Raw genomic sequence first — 14,731 nt, forward strand, 5'->3', positions numbered from 1 at the left:
GCGGTCAGCGATACTGGATCATGGCCTGCTTGCGGGCTTCTTCCAGCAGGCTCTTCGACAGGGAATCGAGCTGCTTGGCCTGCAGCTCGTTGCGCACTTCCTTCTTGCGCACGCTCTCGCCGACGATCTCGCGGCGGCCGCACACGGCGATGAGCTCGACCCCGGCCTGGGTCACCTCCGGCGCCGTGGTGTGACCGACCGGCACGTCGCTCATGACCTTGCGCGCCTGCTCGGACATGTCGGCGGAGGTGCGGATGACCGGCTCGCGCACCACGGTCTCGCGCATGGCCCGCGCGGCGGCGACGCCGCTCTCGCAGTCGGTGAAGTTCTTGCGCAGGGCATTGGCCTCGCCGATGCGCCGGGAGCGTTCCGAGGCGGGCGCGGTGCGCGACACCACGAGCACGATCTGGCGCACGGTGTATTCGGTGGTGCGCTGGGCCTTGGTCAGGTCCTCGCCCTTGTCCTCCATGGCCGCGAAGATGTCGGAATCGCGGATGGTGGCGACGGAGGAGAAGCGCCCGCGCACATAGGAATTCCAGACGTAGTCCGCCTGCATCTTGGTCTTGAGCGAGGCGGCACTGAGGCCCTGCTGCGCGAGGCCGGCGGCGAGCTGGTCGGGCGTGCGTCCGTTGCGGCTGGCCATGGAGGCGAACATCTTGTCGACCTCCTCCTTGTCCGCGCTCACGCCGTAGCGCTTGGCGGTGAAGATCTTGAGCTGCTGGTCGATCAACTCGTCCAGCGCCTGCTTGCTGTTGATGTTGCGGCGCTCGGTCAGGCGCACCAGCTTGATCCACTGGCTGACGTCGAAGCTGGTGATGGGCTGGCCCTGCACCATCACCAGGATCTGCTGCGCTTGGGCGGGCGAGGGCAGGGCGGCGGTCCCGGCGACGGCGAGGAGGCCGGCGAGCAGGGCCGGGGCGCAGAGTGCGGCGCGGAACCAGCCGCTCACGCGCCGTCCGCCCCCTATGCGAGCCAATTTCTCCATGTCGCGCCTCATTTTCCTCCCGCTGCCCGGCGGTTATCCGATCCGGGCTGTTCTGATCAGCGGTTGTGGCGTCAATACGACGCCGGCGCAGAAAGCGCGCCGGGTCCTGCCGATCAGTTCGAACTCGACGAGTCGCCGACGTTGCTGGAGAACCCGGCAGCGCCCAGCGTCCGCAGGCTCACGGTCAGCAGTACCGTGTCGACCCGCTCGCGGTTTCCGCTCTCCGTGTAGTCCGACTTGTAGCTCAGCGTCAGGCCGAAGCACTCGTCGGCGTAGGAGATGCCGAACAGCGTGTAGTCGATCTCGTCCTGGCGCAGATTGTAGCGCGCCGCGCCCATCACGCTCCAGTTCTGATTGATCTTGTACTGGCCGGTGCCCAGCAGGCCCTCGCGCTGCTCGTAATAGCCAAGCTCGGGCTGCGCGGCGTAGAGGCCGTAGGTCGCCGAGAGCATGAGCTTGTTCACGACCGCCCGGCCTTCCAGCTCGTAGCGCTGCACCGACCAGTCGTCCTCGGAGAAGCGGAAGCGGTTGACCAGCGACAGGTCGTTGGTCGGCGCGTAGTAGACGCGCGCCACATAGTCCGACACATCCTGGTCGAGGCCGGACTCGGCGCCGGTGTTCGCCATGTCCTCGTATTCGTAGGAGTTCTTGCCGAACAGCTGGTAGGACTGGCCGAACAGGGCGTTGACCTGGCCCGCGCCGTTGATGTTGGCGATGTATTGCAGGCCGACGTTGGCGCGGCCGCCGCCTTCCACCCGGTCATAGCCCGAGTACTTGTTGATCTCGAACAGGTTGGTGTCGTCGAAGATCAGGCTCTGGGCGTCTTCGTTCGGGAACTTGCCGATGTCGGACTCGTCCGGGCGCGCGATGATCTGCGCGATCGGCTCCAGCGTCTGGGTGCCCCAGCTCTCGACCGACATGAACGGATAGCGATATTCGAGGCCGACCGCCGGCATGGCGCGCACGAGCGATTCATCCCCGCTCGACAGCCAGGGCTCGTCGGCGGCCTCGGCCTCGACAGCGGCGACGTCGACCCGCACGTTCAGGAACGGCGTCCACACCTGCCCGGCATCGTCGATGAAGGTCCGGCGCCAGTCCGCCTGGCCCGACAGGCGGGTATAGGTGCCGGCCATGCCGCGCATCAGGCAGTCCGACCGCTGGGCGGCGGGATCGGCACCGACCTTGGTGAGGTCGCACTCGTTGGCCGGACCCTCATAGCTCACCGCCGAAGCGTAGGCCGCGGAGGTGGCGCGCAGGTCCACTTCGTCGCGGGTGAGGCTGGTCAGGTTGAAGTCGTAGCTGAACTCGCCGCCGAACACCGACTTGTCGAGTGTCTTCGAGTAGTCGATCACCGGCGCGATCACCGGGAGCTGGTCCTGGTTGTCGTAGGCGGTCAGGCCGGTGAAGTACTGCGTGCGCGCATCGAAGTAGCTGCGGTCGCCCTGGCCGATCAGGTAGAGTTGGGAGACCACCTCGCGCGTCGAATCGTCGATGAGGTTGTAGTCCTCCATGAAGGTTTCATCGGAGGTCAGCCAGCCGTCCCAGCCCCAGTACCATTGCTCGTTGATGTTGAACCGGCCGTGCGTCTCCAGCATGCCGCGCTGGTCGCGGTAGCCGGGCTGGTCGAGGAATTCGTCCTTGTCCTGCTGCTCGATGCCGGCGGCGCGGATCGAGTAGACGCCGGTGTCCAGCCGGTGCCGGAACTCGCCGTCCAGCAGCACGCCCTGCTTGGAGACGAACAGGGGCGAGAAGGTCACGTCCATGTTCGGCGCGATGTTCCAGAAATAGGGAATCGTCGCGCCGTAGCCGATCTCGCTGGTGTTGATGAATTTCGGCATCAGGAAGCCCGACTTGCGCTTCACCGTCGGGTCGGGAGCGGACAGGTAGGGGACCCATGCGATCGGGACGCCGAAGAACTCGAGCCGGGCGTCCTCGAAATAGATCATCTGCTCCTTTTCCTTGTGGATGATCCGCGCCGCCTTCACCTGCCACAGGGGGGGCTTTTCCGGATGCTCCTTACAAGGTTCGCAGGGCGTGTAGGCTCCGCTGGTGAGCACGGTCGTGTCGCCGCCGGAGCGGTCGGCCCGCGCGGCGGTGAAATGCATGTTGTCGGGCGTGTCGATGCGCAGCGAGTTCACGAAGCCGTCGGTGAACTGCTGGGAGAGGTCGAGGTTCTCGGCGGAGATGATCTGGCCGGTGGAATCCTTCAGCCGGACGCCGCCTTCGGCACGCAGGCGGTTGTTGGCGCGGTCATAGACCACGCGCTTCGCCTCCAGCACGTTCCCGTCATAGTAGATCTGGACGTTGCCGTTCGCGATCACCTCGTTACGGGTGTAGTCGTAGACCAGCTCATCCGCGGTTACGAGCATCTTGGCGTTGGGGTCCGACTGGCGCTTGCTCAGCATGTCGCGCGCCATCGCCGCCCCGCCCGGCTCCTGCGCGAGCGCCTGATGCGCCGGGACAAGCGTACCCAACGTGCTGGTAACTACCGTAAAGAACAGCCAACAGGCCGAGGCGTGCAGGCGGTCCTTGAACCGCTTCTTCACCACCCCGGACTGGCCGGCGTCGACGTTGCCGACCTTCATCCGTCCTCCCGGTGAAGCAGGATGAGAATACCCATCAATGCTCCAACGACCGCTGGAAACCACGCTGCAATCACGGGATGCACAATCCCGACCTCACCGAGATCCTCGGCAAGCTTGGTCGAAACATAAAGCAGAAAGCCGGCGGCCACGCCACCGAGAATCGTCTGCCCGATGCCCCCAAATCGAAAGACGCGGAGGCTGAGCGAGGCAGCGATAAGCACCATCGCCAGCAACAGCATGGGACGGGCGAGAAGGCTCTGATATTGCAGCCGATAACGTTCCGCGCCGAAGCCGACCCGCGTGGCGGCATCGACCGCAGCGGGCAGGTCCCAGAAGGACACGGTTTCGCTCTGCAGCGATTCCTGGACCTGATTCGGGGTGAGATTCGTCGCGACCATGTAGGTATCGTAATTCTGCAAACCTATTCCAGGCGTTAAGACGCGCGCGTCATGGAGTCGCCATGCACTGTCTTCCAGCGTCGCATTGCGCGCCTCGATGCGCTCTTCCAGCTTTCCGTCGCGCCCGAACAGGAACACGTTCACCCCGGAAAGCTGCCGCCCGCCATCCGTCTTGGCCGCGGCCTGGATGATGGCCTGCCCGTCGACGCTCTGCTGGCGGATCCAGAAGCCGGCGCTGGTCGAGGAGAACAGGCCGGTCTGGCGGTTGAATATCTCCGCCTCGATCCGGTTCGCGCGTTCCTTGAACTCCGCCGAAACGGGATTGTAGACCGTCGTCGAGACCACCCCGAGCAGCATCGCGATAATGCAGGCGGGGGTGATGAACTGCCACGCCGAGACCCCGGCCGCGCGCGCCACCACCAGCTCCAGCCGGCGCGACAGGGTGAGGAAGGTGCCGATGGCGCCGAACAGCACCGCGAAGGGCAGGAGCTGCTCGGTGAAGAAGGGCGCGCGGTAGATGATCAGCAGCAGCAGGGTGAGGCTGTCGACGTCGCGCTCGCCCACGCGCCGCGACATTTCGAGAAAGTCGATCAGCATGATCAGCACGGCGCAGCCGACGAAGATGCCGAGCACCGAGCCGAGGAAGCGGCGGCCGAAATAGAGCCCGAGCGTGCGTCCGATCACGGGCGGTCCCCGCAGGCGATTGCTGCAGCCATGGCGCGCCTCAATCGACCGTCGCGCGCACGACGCGCTGCGCCATCTGGTCGATATGGCGCCGCATCGCTTCCGGCATGCGCGGCTTGAACCGGCCGCTCAGCGACAGCGCCGAGCCGATGAGGAAGACGATCGGGACCACATAGACGATCGGCACCAGGTCGGGGTCGTGGCGCACCTGGTTGATGAGGCCGAAGCTCACCACTTGCAGCACGATCACGTAGGGCGCCGTCGCCGCGAGCGCGAGCCCTCGCCCCTCGCGCGTCGTGCGCGGCTCGGCGAGCGCGGCCACCGCGATGCCGAAGAAGGCGAGCACGTAGAGCGGCAGCGACAGGCGGCGATGGATCTCCTCGGTGTAGCGTCCCGGGTCCTGCTGGTAGCCGGGATCGTTCGGGTCGGGGTGGAGCAACTCGCTGAACGAGCGTTCGGGCGCGCGATAGACCGCGTTGTCGCCCGCCGAGGTGAAGGGCGACAGGTCGAAGGCGTAGCGCTGGAACTCGACCACGTTGCTGTCCGACTTGCCGGGCGTGCGCCGGTGGATGGCGCCGTCCTCGAGGATGAGGAACGTGCCCTCCTGGGTGTCCACCACCTGGCCGCGGTCGGCGAGATAGGTGTTCACCTCGTTGGGGTTGCGCGCGTCATTGATGAAGATGCCGCCGAGGACGCCGCTGGAATTGCGCTCGCGCACATTGAACACGATGCCGTCGGCGAGCGTGGTGAATCGCCCGGGCTGGGCGATGAAGGCGACCACGTCCGCGCGCACGCGCGAGATTTCATAGCGGAACTGGCGCATCGCCGCCGGCACCAGCTCCATCGACAGGGCGGTGCAGCCCGCCGCCACCAGCAGGGCGAGGATGATCAGCGGTCGCAGGAAGCGCCAGGTCGAGATGCCCGCCGCGCTGGCGACCACGATTTCCGAATCGCTGTTCATGCGGAACAGGGTATGGGACACGGCGATGAACAGCGCCGCCGGCGCGAGGCCTAGGATCAGCGCGGGCAGGGCGAGGCTGGTGATGACGATGAAGGCCACGATGGTCTGGCCCTGGGTCGTCATGATGTCGAGCTGGCGCAGGGCCTGCGTCACCCAGATCATGCCGGTGAGGACCGCGAGCGTGCCCACGAAGGCGAACGCTGCCGAGCGGAAGACATAGCGGTCAAGTCGGGTCATCAAGCGGCGTTCCCTGTCGTGCCTTCCGAAACGTCCGCCGCCCCGAGCGTCGGCAAGGTGGAATGCGATCAATAAGCGGGCACGGCGCGCGGTGCAATTCACTCGTGCCGGCGAGTGGATAAGGACCGCGAATCTGGCCGTATCGGGGCCCTCGTCGTGGCAGCGTCATTCGGCTAAACATGACCCACAATCCGGATGCGAAAGTGGAAACGACGATGGGCGATACGGTAAAAATCAGTTTCGCGGGGCTTCCCACCACCCTCGATGGCCTTGTGGTGCTTCTCGCGGCCGAGGGTGGAAGCGAGGGAGGCCCGGCCTTTGCGCCCGCCGTCGAGGCGCTGATGGCGCCGGCCGGCGACCTCCTCGCCCGCGCGGCGCGCGCTGATCACTTTGAAGGGAAGTCGGGCAAGACCCTCGACCTGGTGGCGCCCGCCGGGCTCGACGCCAGCCGCGTCATCGTCGTCGGCGTCGGCAAGCCGTCCGCGCTCAAGCCGTTCGACTGGCTGAAGCTCGGCGGCTCCATCATGGGCAAGGTTCCCACCGCGGCGAAAGAGGTCTCGGTGGTGCTGGCGCTGCCCGAAGGCGAGGTGACGCCCCAGTCCGCCGCCGAGCTCGCGCTCGGCATGCGCCTGCGCGCCTATTCCTTCGACCGCTACAAGACCCGGCCCAAGCCCGACGAGGCGACCGCGAAGCCGAAGGTGACTCTATATATAGAGAACGACAGCGCGGCGAAGCGCGCCTTCCGCAAGCGCGAGGGCATCGGCGACGGCGTGATGATCGCCCGCAGCCTCGTCAACGAGCCGGCCAACGTTCTCACCCCGACCGAATTCGCCAAGCGCACCGGCGACCTCTCCAGGCTCGGCGTCGATGTCGAGGTGCTCGGCGAGAAGGAGATGAAGAAGCTCGGCATGGGCGCCCTGCTCGGCGTCGGCCAGGGCTCGAAGCAGGACAGCCAGGTCGTCGTCATGCGCTGGAATGGCGGCAAGTCCGGCACCGCGCCGGTCGCGTTCATCGGCAAGGGCGTGGTGTTCGACACCGGCGGCATCTCGATCAAGCAGGCCGCCGGCATGGAGGACATGAAGGGCGACATGGCCGGCGCCGCCTGCGTGGTGGGGCTGATGCACGCGCTGGCGAGCCGCAAGGCGAAGGTGAACGCGATCGGCGCCATCGGCCTGGTCGAGAACATGCCGGACGGCAACGCCCAGCGCCCGGGCGACATCGTGACCTCGATGTCGGGCCAGACGATCGAGATCATCAACACCGACGCCGAGGGCCGGCTCGTGCTGGGCGACGTGCTCTGGTACGTAAAGGAGCGCTTCAAGCCGCAGTTCATGGTCGACCTCGCCACCCTGACCGGCGCCATCCTGGTGGCGCTGGGCACCGAGAATGCCGGCCTGTTCTGCAATGACGACGCGCTGGCGGGCCGCCTGCACCAGGCCGGGCTCGATACCGGCGAGAAGGTGTGGCGCATGCCGCTCGCGCCCGAATACGACAAGCTCATCGATTCCAAGTTCGCCGACATGAAGAACACCGGCGGGCGGTTCGGCGGCTCCATCACCGCCGCGCAGTTCCTGAAGCGCTTCGTGGGCGAGGTGCCGTGGGCGCATCTCGACATCGCCGGCACCGGCCTGAACTCGCCCACGAGCGAGTTCAACCGGAGCTGGGGGTCGGGGTGGGGCGTGCGCCTGCTCGACCATCTGGTGGCGCAGCACTACGAATCGTGAGCGCCGGCGACGGCCGGCGGCCGCCTTTCCACGAATCGAAGGCAGCGACCGGCCGATGACCGAGGTGTTCTTCTATCACCTGACGAATCGCCCGCTCGAATCGGCGCTTCCCCAGCTTCTGGAGAAGTGCTTCGAGCGGGGCTGGCGCTGCACGGTGCAGGCGACCACGGACGAGCGCGTGGCAGCGCTCGACCAGCTCCTGTGGACCTATGACGACGCGTCTTTCCTGCCGCACGGCACCGATCGCCAGCCCGATGCCGCGCGCCAGCCGATTCTCCTGACCACGAATCCGGCCAATCCGAACGGCGCCACGGTGCGTTTCCTGGTCGAGCAGGCGGTCATCGACGATCCCGATACCTATGCGCGGGTGATTCACCTGTTCGACGGCGCGGATCCCGACGCGGTGGACCAGGCCCGCGAGAGCTGGCGCGCCGCGAAGGCCGCCGGGCATGACATCGCCTACTGGCAGCAGGGCCCGGACGGCCGCTGGCAACGGCGCTGAGCCCGCGGCGCCTGTCCCGGCATCACGGCGTTAACCGTTGATTCACCACGTCTTTTCTAGTTTGATCGGCAAGGGCCGCGCGTAACGCCATACCCCTTGCCCAAATTGTGTCTGGACGGCAACACTCCGTCGCGGAATGGCCGCCAGAGCCCGTTTGAGGCCACTTTGGCTTTGCACCGTCCGGGCGTTTCCAACAATATCCTCCACGGATGCCGCGCCTCGCGGGGAGTCCTGACAATCGAAAACCCAACATTGGTCCAATTTGGGGGAGAATGAAGTTGAAGACGGTCATCAAGAACGCGCTGCTCGGCTCCGTTGCCGGGCTTGCCATGGTCGGGACTGCTGCGGCGGCCGATCTGCCTGTGAAGGCGAAGGCTGCGGAATACGTGAAGATCTGCTCCACCTACGGTGCGGGCTTCTATTACATTCCCGGCTCTGACACGTGCCTGAAGATCGGTGGCTTCGTGCAGACCGATTACTACTACCAGGACTTCTCGTACCTGCCGAAGGACGAGTACCAGGACTCCTACTTCCTGGCTCGTGGCGCTCTGCGCGTCGACGCCCGCACCCAGACCGAGTACGGCACGCTGCGTTCGTACTTCGAGTATCGCCTGACCTACGGCGGCGGCGGTTCGAACTTCTCGGAGTCGACCAACTCGAACCTCGACAAGGGTTACATCCAGTTCGCTGGGTTCACCTTCGGTAAGGTTCAGTCGTTCTTCGACTACTACGCCGACAACAACGTTTGGGGTGTCGACTCGATCGAAATCACCTCGGACGAGAACTCGATCGTCGCCGCTTACACCGCGGACTTCGGCAACGGCTTCACGGCCACGATCTCGATCGAGGACGACTCCTCGCGCGCTGACGGCGTCGACTACGACATCTACGGCGACACCGAGACCGACATCCCGGCCCTCATCGGCAACATCAACTACGAAGGCGAGTGGGGCGGCTTCCAGATTTCGGGCATGGTCCGTCAGCTGGACTCCGACTACTACGGCTGGAGCAGCGGCGACGACGTGGGTTGGGCCGTCCTGGGCGGCGTGAAGTTCAACCTGCCGACCTTCGGCGAGGGTGACACGCTGTACATCGAAGGCACCTACGCTGATGGCGCTTCCGAGTACACCGGCATCAACGGTTCGTACGCGCCGATCAGCGCGGTCTACGACCTGTACTACAACCCGGTGACCGACAGCTACGAGTCGTCGAAGAGCTGGACCATCGCTGGCGAGCTGACCCACTTCTTCTCGCCGAACGTCTACGGCGTCGTGTTCGGCAACTACGGTGAGGCGGACATCCCGACCAACACCACCACGTCGAGCTTCGACCTCTTCAACGTTGGCGCCAGCCTGAACTGGAGCCCGGTCAAGGGCCTGCTGTTCGTCGCCCAGTACACCTACGGCGAAGCGAACTACAACCAGCCGGTCTACGACTACAAGGGCAACCTGACCAGCAACTCGGACTTCAACCAGGTCCTGCTGTCGGTTCGCCGCACCTTCTGATCTGATCAGAACGGTCCTAATGGAAACCCCGGCCTTGTGCCGGGGTTTCTTTTTGTCTGGACGACGGTGAGCTCGGTCATCGCGTTCGCCGGCGAAGATGTACGGAGCGAGCTAGCTCCAGGTGGCTGTTTTGCCGGCTCAGTTGATTGGGCGGCGATCCGCGCCGATCAACAGGACGAATGCGGGCGCACGTTCGGTTGGCCGCGTCGGCGTGTGAGTGTCGACCTTGGATGTCGACCCACGGGTGCCTTGCCATGGGTGCCGGCATGAACGTCCTCGGCGAGACCTGCCTCGGGGCACCCGTCCTTGTACGTGCCGCGAACGGCTTGACGCGAGGTCGAGGCTGGTCAGCAGGCGGAGCGAGGCATGCGCGCATCGACATGCCGCCGGCATCAGTTGCGAGACAGACCTGTCGTTGGCCGAGCCGGACAATCTTCTGAAGTGAAATTCCGGCAGGCCGGCAAGCGCACCGCTTTAGCCAGCCGCCCCGCCATTATGTCCGGCCGTCAGCGGTTGAATCAGTCGTCTGCGGCTTGAGAGACGTACGCGGCAATCGACCCCGGCGTGGCGCGCTCGACGGCACAAATGTTCATCCCGGCGGCGGTCATGTCCGCCCGGATGCGCTGCGCGAATAAAGCCTTCCCGAATCTCCCGTTCCCACCGAATGGGAACGAACGACACTCACGCCTCGCCCGTTTCGGCGGTTTCGAGCGCGGTCGAGAGTTCCAGCCATGCCTCCTCGGCCTCGGCGAGGGCGGTCGCGGCGTCGGCGCGTTCGCGCGCGGTGCGCTGAGCGCGGGCGGGGTCGCGGCTGTAGAGGGTCTCGTCCGCGAGCAGGCCATCCAGCCCTGACAGACTGCGTTCAAGCTTGGCGATAAGCGATTCGGTTTCCTTGATCTTTTTGCGCAATGGCGCGGTCTCGGCCCGCTTTTCGGCGGCTTGCCGTCGCTCCTGCGCGCGCGAGCCAGCCGCCTCCTTGCGCTGCGAGGACGCGCCGCGGCCGACCACGAGACGCTGATACTCCTCGAGGTCGCCCTCGAACGCGCGCACCGTGCCGTCGGCCACCAGCCACAGCCGCTCGGCGCTGGCATCGAGCAGGGAGCGGTCGTGGCTGATCAGGATCACCGCGCCCGGATAGTCGTTCAGCGCCTCGATCAGCGCCTGCCGTGCGGCGATGTCGAGATGGTTGGTCGGCTCGTCGAGAATCAGCAGATGCGGCCCGTGAAAGGCGGCGAGCCCGAGCAGCAGGCGCGCCTTCTCGCCGCCCGAGAGCGCGGCGATCGTGGTGTCCGCTGTGCCGCCGGAAAAGCCGAGCTCGGCGGCGCGCGAGCGCACCTTGGCCTCGGGCGCGTCGGGCATCAGCCGGCGCACGTGATCGTAGACGCTCTGCTCGGCCACCAGTTCGTCGAGCTGGTGCTGGGCGAGATAGGCGATCTCCAGCCCGGCCGCGCGCACCATCGAGCCGCCCTGCGGCTCCAGCCGCCCGGCGATCAGCTTGGCGAAGGTGGACTTGCCGTTGCCGTTCGGGCCCAGCAGCGCGATCCGGTCGTCATGGTCGATGCGCAATGTCAGGTTGCGCAGCACCGGCCGGCCCGGCTGGTAGCCGACGCTCACATTGTCGAGCGCGAGGATGGGCGGGGAGGGAATGCGCGCGGGATGGCGGATCGAGATCGCCGCCGCGGCCTCGCCGACGGCTTCGGCGATCGGCGCCATGCGCGCCAGCGCCTTCAGCCGCGACTGCGCCTGGCGCGCCTTCGATGCCTTGGCGCGGAAGCGTTCCACGAACGATTCCATATGCTTGCGCCGCGCGTCCTGCTTGGTGCGCGCCTTCTGGTCGAGCACGAGCTTCTCCGCCCGCTGGCGCTCGAAGGAATCGTAGCCGCCGCGCCAGAGGGTGAGCTTGGCGCTCTCCAGATGGAGGATGGAGGAGACCGAGGCGTTCAGAAGCTCTCGGTCATGGCTGACGATCAGCACCGTGTGGGGATAGCGCGCGAGATAGTCCTGCAGCCAGAGCGTGCCCTCGAGGTCGAGATAGTTGGTCGGTTCGTCGAGCAGCAGCAGGTCCGGCTCGGCGAACAGGATAGCGGCGAGGGCAACGCGCATGCGCCAGCCGCCGGAAAAGTCGGAGCAGGGGCGCTGCTGCGCCGCCTCGTCGAAGCCGAGCCCGGCGAGGATCCGCGCCGCCCGCGCCGGGGCGGCATGCGCGCCGATATCGGCGAGCCGCAGCTCGATCTCCGCGATCCGCGCCGGATCGCTCGCCGTCGCCTGCTCGTCGATGAGCCGGGCGCGCTCGACATCGGCGGCGAGCACGATGTCGATCAGCCGCTCTGGCCCGGCCGGGGCCTCCTGCGCCACCTGGCCGATGCGGATGCCCTGGGGAATGCGGATGTTTCCGGTCTCCAGCGCCATCTCGCCGGTGATGGCGCGGAACAGCGTCGTCTTGCCGGCGCCGTTGCGGCCGACGAGGCCGACCCGCGCCCCGTCCGGTATGAAGGCCGAGGCGTGGTCGATCAGCAGGCGGCCGGCGATGCGCAGGGAGATGTCGTCGAAGGAGATCATGCCCGTCTTGTGCCGCGCGTGCGGCGGGCGGGCAAGGGCCTTCGGGCCGAACATTTCGTCCCACTCGGCGCGCATCAGATCGGCGCCACGCCGCCCTCCCGCCGGCGGGAGGGCTCAGTTCGCTTCAGCGTGGGCGAGGCCGGCCTCGCGCTGGAACATCAGCAAATCGAGCGAGGGCGTCGCGGCATTGCCGAGAAAGCCGCTGATGAGGCAGTGCGCCTGCCCGCGATGATGGGTCTGGTGGTTGAAGAGGTGGTCGAGCACGCCGGCGACCGGCTGGGCGAAGGGCTTCCCGCTCATATTGGCATAGTGCAGATCCGCCCTGAGCACGCAGTCGCTGAGCGTGTCGACGAAGGCGCCGATGCGCTCGTCCTCCACATGGCGCGCGGTGGCGAGTTCCGGCAGCGCGTCGAACAGAATGGCGTCGAGCCGGTCGGGCGCCTCGCCGCTGCCGGTGATGCGGCGCATCCATATGCGATCGGTCACCAGCAGGTGATTTAGCGTGCCGTGCACGGAGCCGAAAAAAGCGCCCCGCTCGGCGCGGTACTGCTCGTCGCTGAGGGCCGCCGCAGCGGCGTAGAGGCGCTTGTTGGCCCAGGCGTTGTAGCCGGCGAGCTGGCGATAGCGGCCGACGGCAAGATCGTTCATGGCGTTCACTCGCGGCAGGGGTGAGCGGCCATGATCGGCCGTTCCGCACCGATTCACCAATTCCCTGCGGTGATGGATGCCATCGCGTCGGCGTGATCGGTGCAGAGCCGTGCCGGATAATCGATGCGCGGGAAAGGGAAGGCCCCGGCCGGACACCAGCCGACCGGGGCCGCATGCGCGGGGTCAGGTCGGCGGCAGCGACCCCGCGTCAGGCGTCCGGGCTCGGCCCGGATGTCGTGAGCTTGCCGCCATGCGCCGGAACCCGTGCTGAACGCCGCGTTGCTATCTGTTCATGTGTCGGGAGCGGCCGGGGAGGGTCTGAAAAGAAAGAGCCCCGGCTCCTTGGGGGGAGGAGCCGGGGCGTATGGGCTCGCGTGGGGCTTGGGGGAGTGGGGATGCCGCGAGCCTATCCCTGAAAATCTCTTGTCAGTAGCAGACGGGGCGCTCGACCTGGACCATCCGGCCCGCATCGCTCATCCAGCGCGTCTGGATAACGCAGTCACCAGCAACCGGCTGGGCGGGAATTTCCACCGTGGCAACCTTCGGCTTCGGCGTGAAATAGCCTGTGGCCGAGGCGGCGCCGACGAACAGGGCCGTGAAACCCATGACGGCAGCGACGGCACTGATGGCAATCGTCTTCAGCATGTCGGTCCCTCCACCAGCCGGTGGAAGCCACCGGCCCTGCTATGACGTCACTGCGCCTTCCTCGTCAGCGGATACGCACGCAAGCCTGCCGCCGCCCCTTCCGGGTGGCCCAAGGGAAGTTTCCAATACGCTTCCACTCATCCGTGGCTGACCTGTGTGATCCGTTAACGTGGTCTTAACGTGTGTAGTGGGGATAAGGTTCCAAGACCCGTTCATGAAGTCGTGATAACGCTTATCGCGCGAATACGCAGTGGGGGACTTTCTCCATGCGCGGCGTGCCGGTGAATACGGCCCGCTCCTGCATGAAGCACGTCCGGTAGCCCTGCGGGACCTTGGCCTGCCCGTTGTCGGTGGCGTCGGCCACGGAGATGTAGGGAAGGGCGAGAAGGCCCGTGAGGGCCAGCGTCGCCGCGACCATGATCGGTGAGAGCTTCTTCACGTCGTGCCCCCCATTCTGCTGCACTGCGGACAAGAACGGCCGGCTCGCCGTTGCGTTCCACCATAGAGGGCGCGCGGGCGGCGTTTTCCGCATGCGCACGCCATGTCGGGCGCGGATGGCGCGCCGGTCGTTCCGGCAAGGAAGGGGCTGAGGCGGGGTCGAAGGGCGCCTGGAGGAGCGCTTCGGGAGGCACTTCTTCTTCGCAAGTGCGGCTCGAGTGCGGCTCGTCTTGTCGTCGCCCGGGGGCGCCGCTATAAGCCGCAGCGAAACCAGCAACCCAAATGGCTTCAAGGAACGAACGTCATGGCGCTCGAGCGCACCTTTTCGATCATCAAGCCGGACGCGACCCGGCGCAACCTGACTGGCGCCATCAACAGCTACATCGAGAAGGCTGGCCTGCGCATCGTCGCGCAGAAGCGCATACTTCTCACCCGCGCCCAGGCCGAGACCTTCTACGCGGTGCACAAGGAGCGCCCCTTCTTCGGCGAGCTCGTCGAATTCATGATCTCCGAGCCGATCGTGGTGCAGGTTCTCGAAGGCGAGAACGCCGTCGCCAAGTATCGTGAGGTGATGGGCGCGACCAACCCGGCCAACGCGGCGGAAGGCACCATCCGCAAGGACTTCGCCCTCTCGGTCGGCGAGAATTCGGCGCACGGCTCGGACAGCCTCGAGAACGCGGCGATCGAGATCGCCCAGTTCTTCGCGGGCAACGAGATCGTCGGCTGACGATCATAGTCTTTGCGGCAGGTTCCGCTGAGTTCGCGCCCCGCCGAGATACCGGCGGGGCGTTTTCATTTTGCGCGGCAGCGTAGATTTGTGCGTCTGCAGCATCATTGATTCAAGAAATTTTGCCCGGAAG

Annotated in this window: 12 protein-coding genes; 4 read left to right on the top strand and 8 right to left on the bottom strand. The window is 66.2% G+C overall.

Annotated features, from left to right (window positions below; genetic code table 11):
* Window positions 1-4: 4 nt before the first annotated feature.
* The 4 genes from NVS83_RS05030 to lptF all read right to left on the bottom strand — a co-directional run bounded on the left by NVS83_RS05030 (window position 5) and on the right by lptF (window position 5,850).
* Complete coding sequence (locus NVS83_RS05030) at window positions 5-949, bottom strand: SurA N-terminal domain-containing protein (protein WP_258730572.1); 945 nt, start codon at window positions 947-949, stop codon at window positions 5-7.
* Between the two features lie 149 nt (window positions 950-1,098).
* The gene (locus NVS83_RS05035) at window positions 1,099-3,570 is read right to left on the bottom strand and encodes an LPS-assembly protein LptD (protein ID WP_258730571.1); all 2,472 of its coding nucleotides are present in this window, start codon (window positions 3,568-3,570) and stop codon (window positions 1,099-1,101) included.
* The gene (gene lptG / locus NVS83_RS05040; protein WP_258730570.1) at window positions 3,567-4,652 is read right to left on the bottom strand and encodes an LPS export ABC transporter permease LptG; all 1,086 of its coding nucleotides are present in this window, start codon (window positions 4,650-4,652) and stop codon (window positions 3,567-3,569) included. Before lptG ends, NVS83_RS05035 begins: the two co-directional genes overlap by 4 nt.
* 40 nt (window positions 4,653-4,692) lie before the next feature.
* The gene (lptF, locus tag NVS83_RS05045; RefSeq protein WP_258730569.1) at window positions 4,693-5,850 is read right to left on the bottom strand and encodes an LPS export ABC transporter permease LptF; all 1,158 of its coding nucleotides are present in this window, start codon (window positions 5,848-5,850) and stop codon (window positions 4,693-4,695) included.
* Between the two features lie 215 nt (window positions 5,851-6,065).
* Here lptF and NVS83_RS05050 point away from each other — a divergent pair, with 215 nt between their 5' ends.
* The 3 genes from NVS83_RS05050 (at window position 6,066) to NVS83_RS05060 (ending at window position 9,581) form a co-directional block, all read left to right on the top strand.
* Complete coding sequence (locus NVS83_RS05050) at window positions 6,066-7,574, top strand: leucyl aminopeptidase (protein ID WP_258738329.1); 1,509 nt, start codon at window positions 6,066-6,068, stop codon at window positions 7,572-7,574.
* A gap of 55 nt (window positions 7,575-7,629) precedes the next feature.
* On the top strand, window positions 7,630-8,076 hold the full coding sequence (locus NVS83_RS05055; RefSeq protein WP_258730567.1) for a DNA polymerase III subunit chi: 447 nt from the start codon (window positions 7,630-7,632) through the stop codon (window positions 8,074-8,076).
* A 272-nt stretch (window positions 8,077-8,348) separates the two neighbouring features.
* A complete protein-coding gene (locus NVS83_RS05060) occupies window positions 8,349-9,581 on the top strand; it encodes a porin (RefSeq protein WP_374114504.1) in 1,233 nt (410 codons plus the stop codon).
* Between the two features lie 681 nt (window positions 9,582-10,262).
* Here the strand turns inward: NVS83_RS05060 and NVS83_RS05065 are convergent.
* The 4 genes from NVS83_RS05065 to NVS83_RS05080 form a co-directional block, all read right to left on the bottom strand.
* The gene (locus NVS83_RS05065; protein WP_258738331.1) at window positions 10,263-12,140 is read right to left on the bottom strand and encodes an ABC-F family ATP-binding cassette domain-containing protein; all 1,878 of its coding nucleotides are present in this window, start codon (window positions 12,138-12,140) and stop codon (window positions 10,263-10,265) included.
* Between the two features lie 114 nt (window positions 12,141-12,254).
* Window positions 12,255-12,788 (bottom strand): DinB family protein, encoded by a 534-nt coding sequence (locus NVS83_RS05070; RefSeq protein ID WP_258738332.1) that lies wholly within the window; start codon window positions 12,786-12,788, stop codon window positions 12,255-12,257.
* A 426-nt stretch (window positions 12,789-13,214) separates the two neighbouring features.
* A complete protein-coding gene (locus tag NVS83_RS05075; RefSeq protein WP_258730562.1) occupies window positions 13,215-13,433 on the bottom strand; it encodes a hypothetical protein in 219 nt (72 codons plus the stop codon).
* 232 nt (window positions 13,434-13,665) lie between these two features.
* A complete protein-coding gene (locus NVS83_RS05080) occupies window positions 13,666-13,872 on the bottom strand; it encodes a hypothetical protein (protein ID WP_258738333.1) in 207 nt (68 codons plus the stop codon).
* 303 nt (window positions 13,873-14,175) lie between these two features.
* On the opposite strand from NVS83_RS05080, the gene ndk reads away from it, so the two are divergent.
* Window positions 14,176-14,598: a nucleoside-diphosphate kinase gene (gene ndk / locus NVS83_RS05085; protein ID WP_258738334.1), complete on the top strand. Its 423-nt coding sequence runs from the start codon at window positions 14,176-14,178 to the stop codon at window positions 14,596-14,598.
* Window positions 14,599-14,731 lie beyond the last annotated feature (133 nt).

It is taken from the genome of Ancylobacter mangrovi, assembly GCF_024752335.1.
Taxonomy (GTDB): domain Bacteria; phylum Pseudomonadota; class Alphaproteobacteria; order Rhizobiales; family Xanthobacteraceae; genus Ancylobacter; species Ancylobacter mangrovi.

Coding starts and splice junctions, on each gene's coding strand:
- NVS83_RS05070 (WP_258738332.1), bottom strand. CDS start 12,788: ATGAACGATCTTGCCGTCGGCCGCTATCGCCAGCTCGCCGGCTACAAC.
- NVS83_RS05055 (WP_258730567.1), top strand. CDS start 7,630: ATGACCGAGGTGTTCTTCTATCACCTGACGAATCGCCCGCTCGAATCG.
- ndk (WP_258738334.1), top strand. CDS start 14,176: ATGGCGCTCGAGCGCACCTTTTCGATCATCAAGCCGGACGCGACCCGG.
- NVS83_RS05065 (WP_258738331.1), bottom strand. CDS start 12,140: ATGATCTCCTTCGACGACATCTCCCTGCGCATCGCCGGCCGCCTGCTG.
- NVS83_RS05060 (WP_374114504.1), top strand. CDS start 8,349: ATGAAGTTGAAGACGGTCATCAAGAACGCGCTGCTCGGCTCCGTTGCC.
- NVS83_RS05075 (WP_258730562.1), bottom strand. CDS start 13,433: ATGCTGAAGACGATTGCCATCAGTGCCGTCGCTGCCGTCATGGGTTTC.
- lptF (WP_258730569.1), bottom strand. CDS start 5,850: ATGACCCGACTTGACCGCTATGTCTTCCGCTCGGCAGCGTTCGCCTTC.
- NVS83_RS05050 (WP_258738329.1), top strand. CDS start 6,066: ATGGGCGATACGGTAAAAATCAGTTTCGCGGGGCTTCCCACCACCCTC.
- NVS83_RS05035 (WP_258730571.1), bottom strand. CDS start 3,570: ATGAAGGTCGGCAACGTCGACGCCGGCCAGTCCGGGGTGGTGAAGAAG.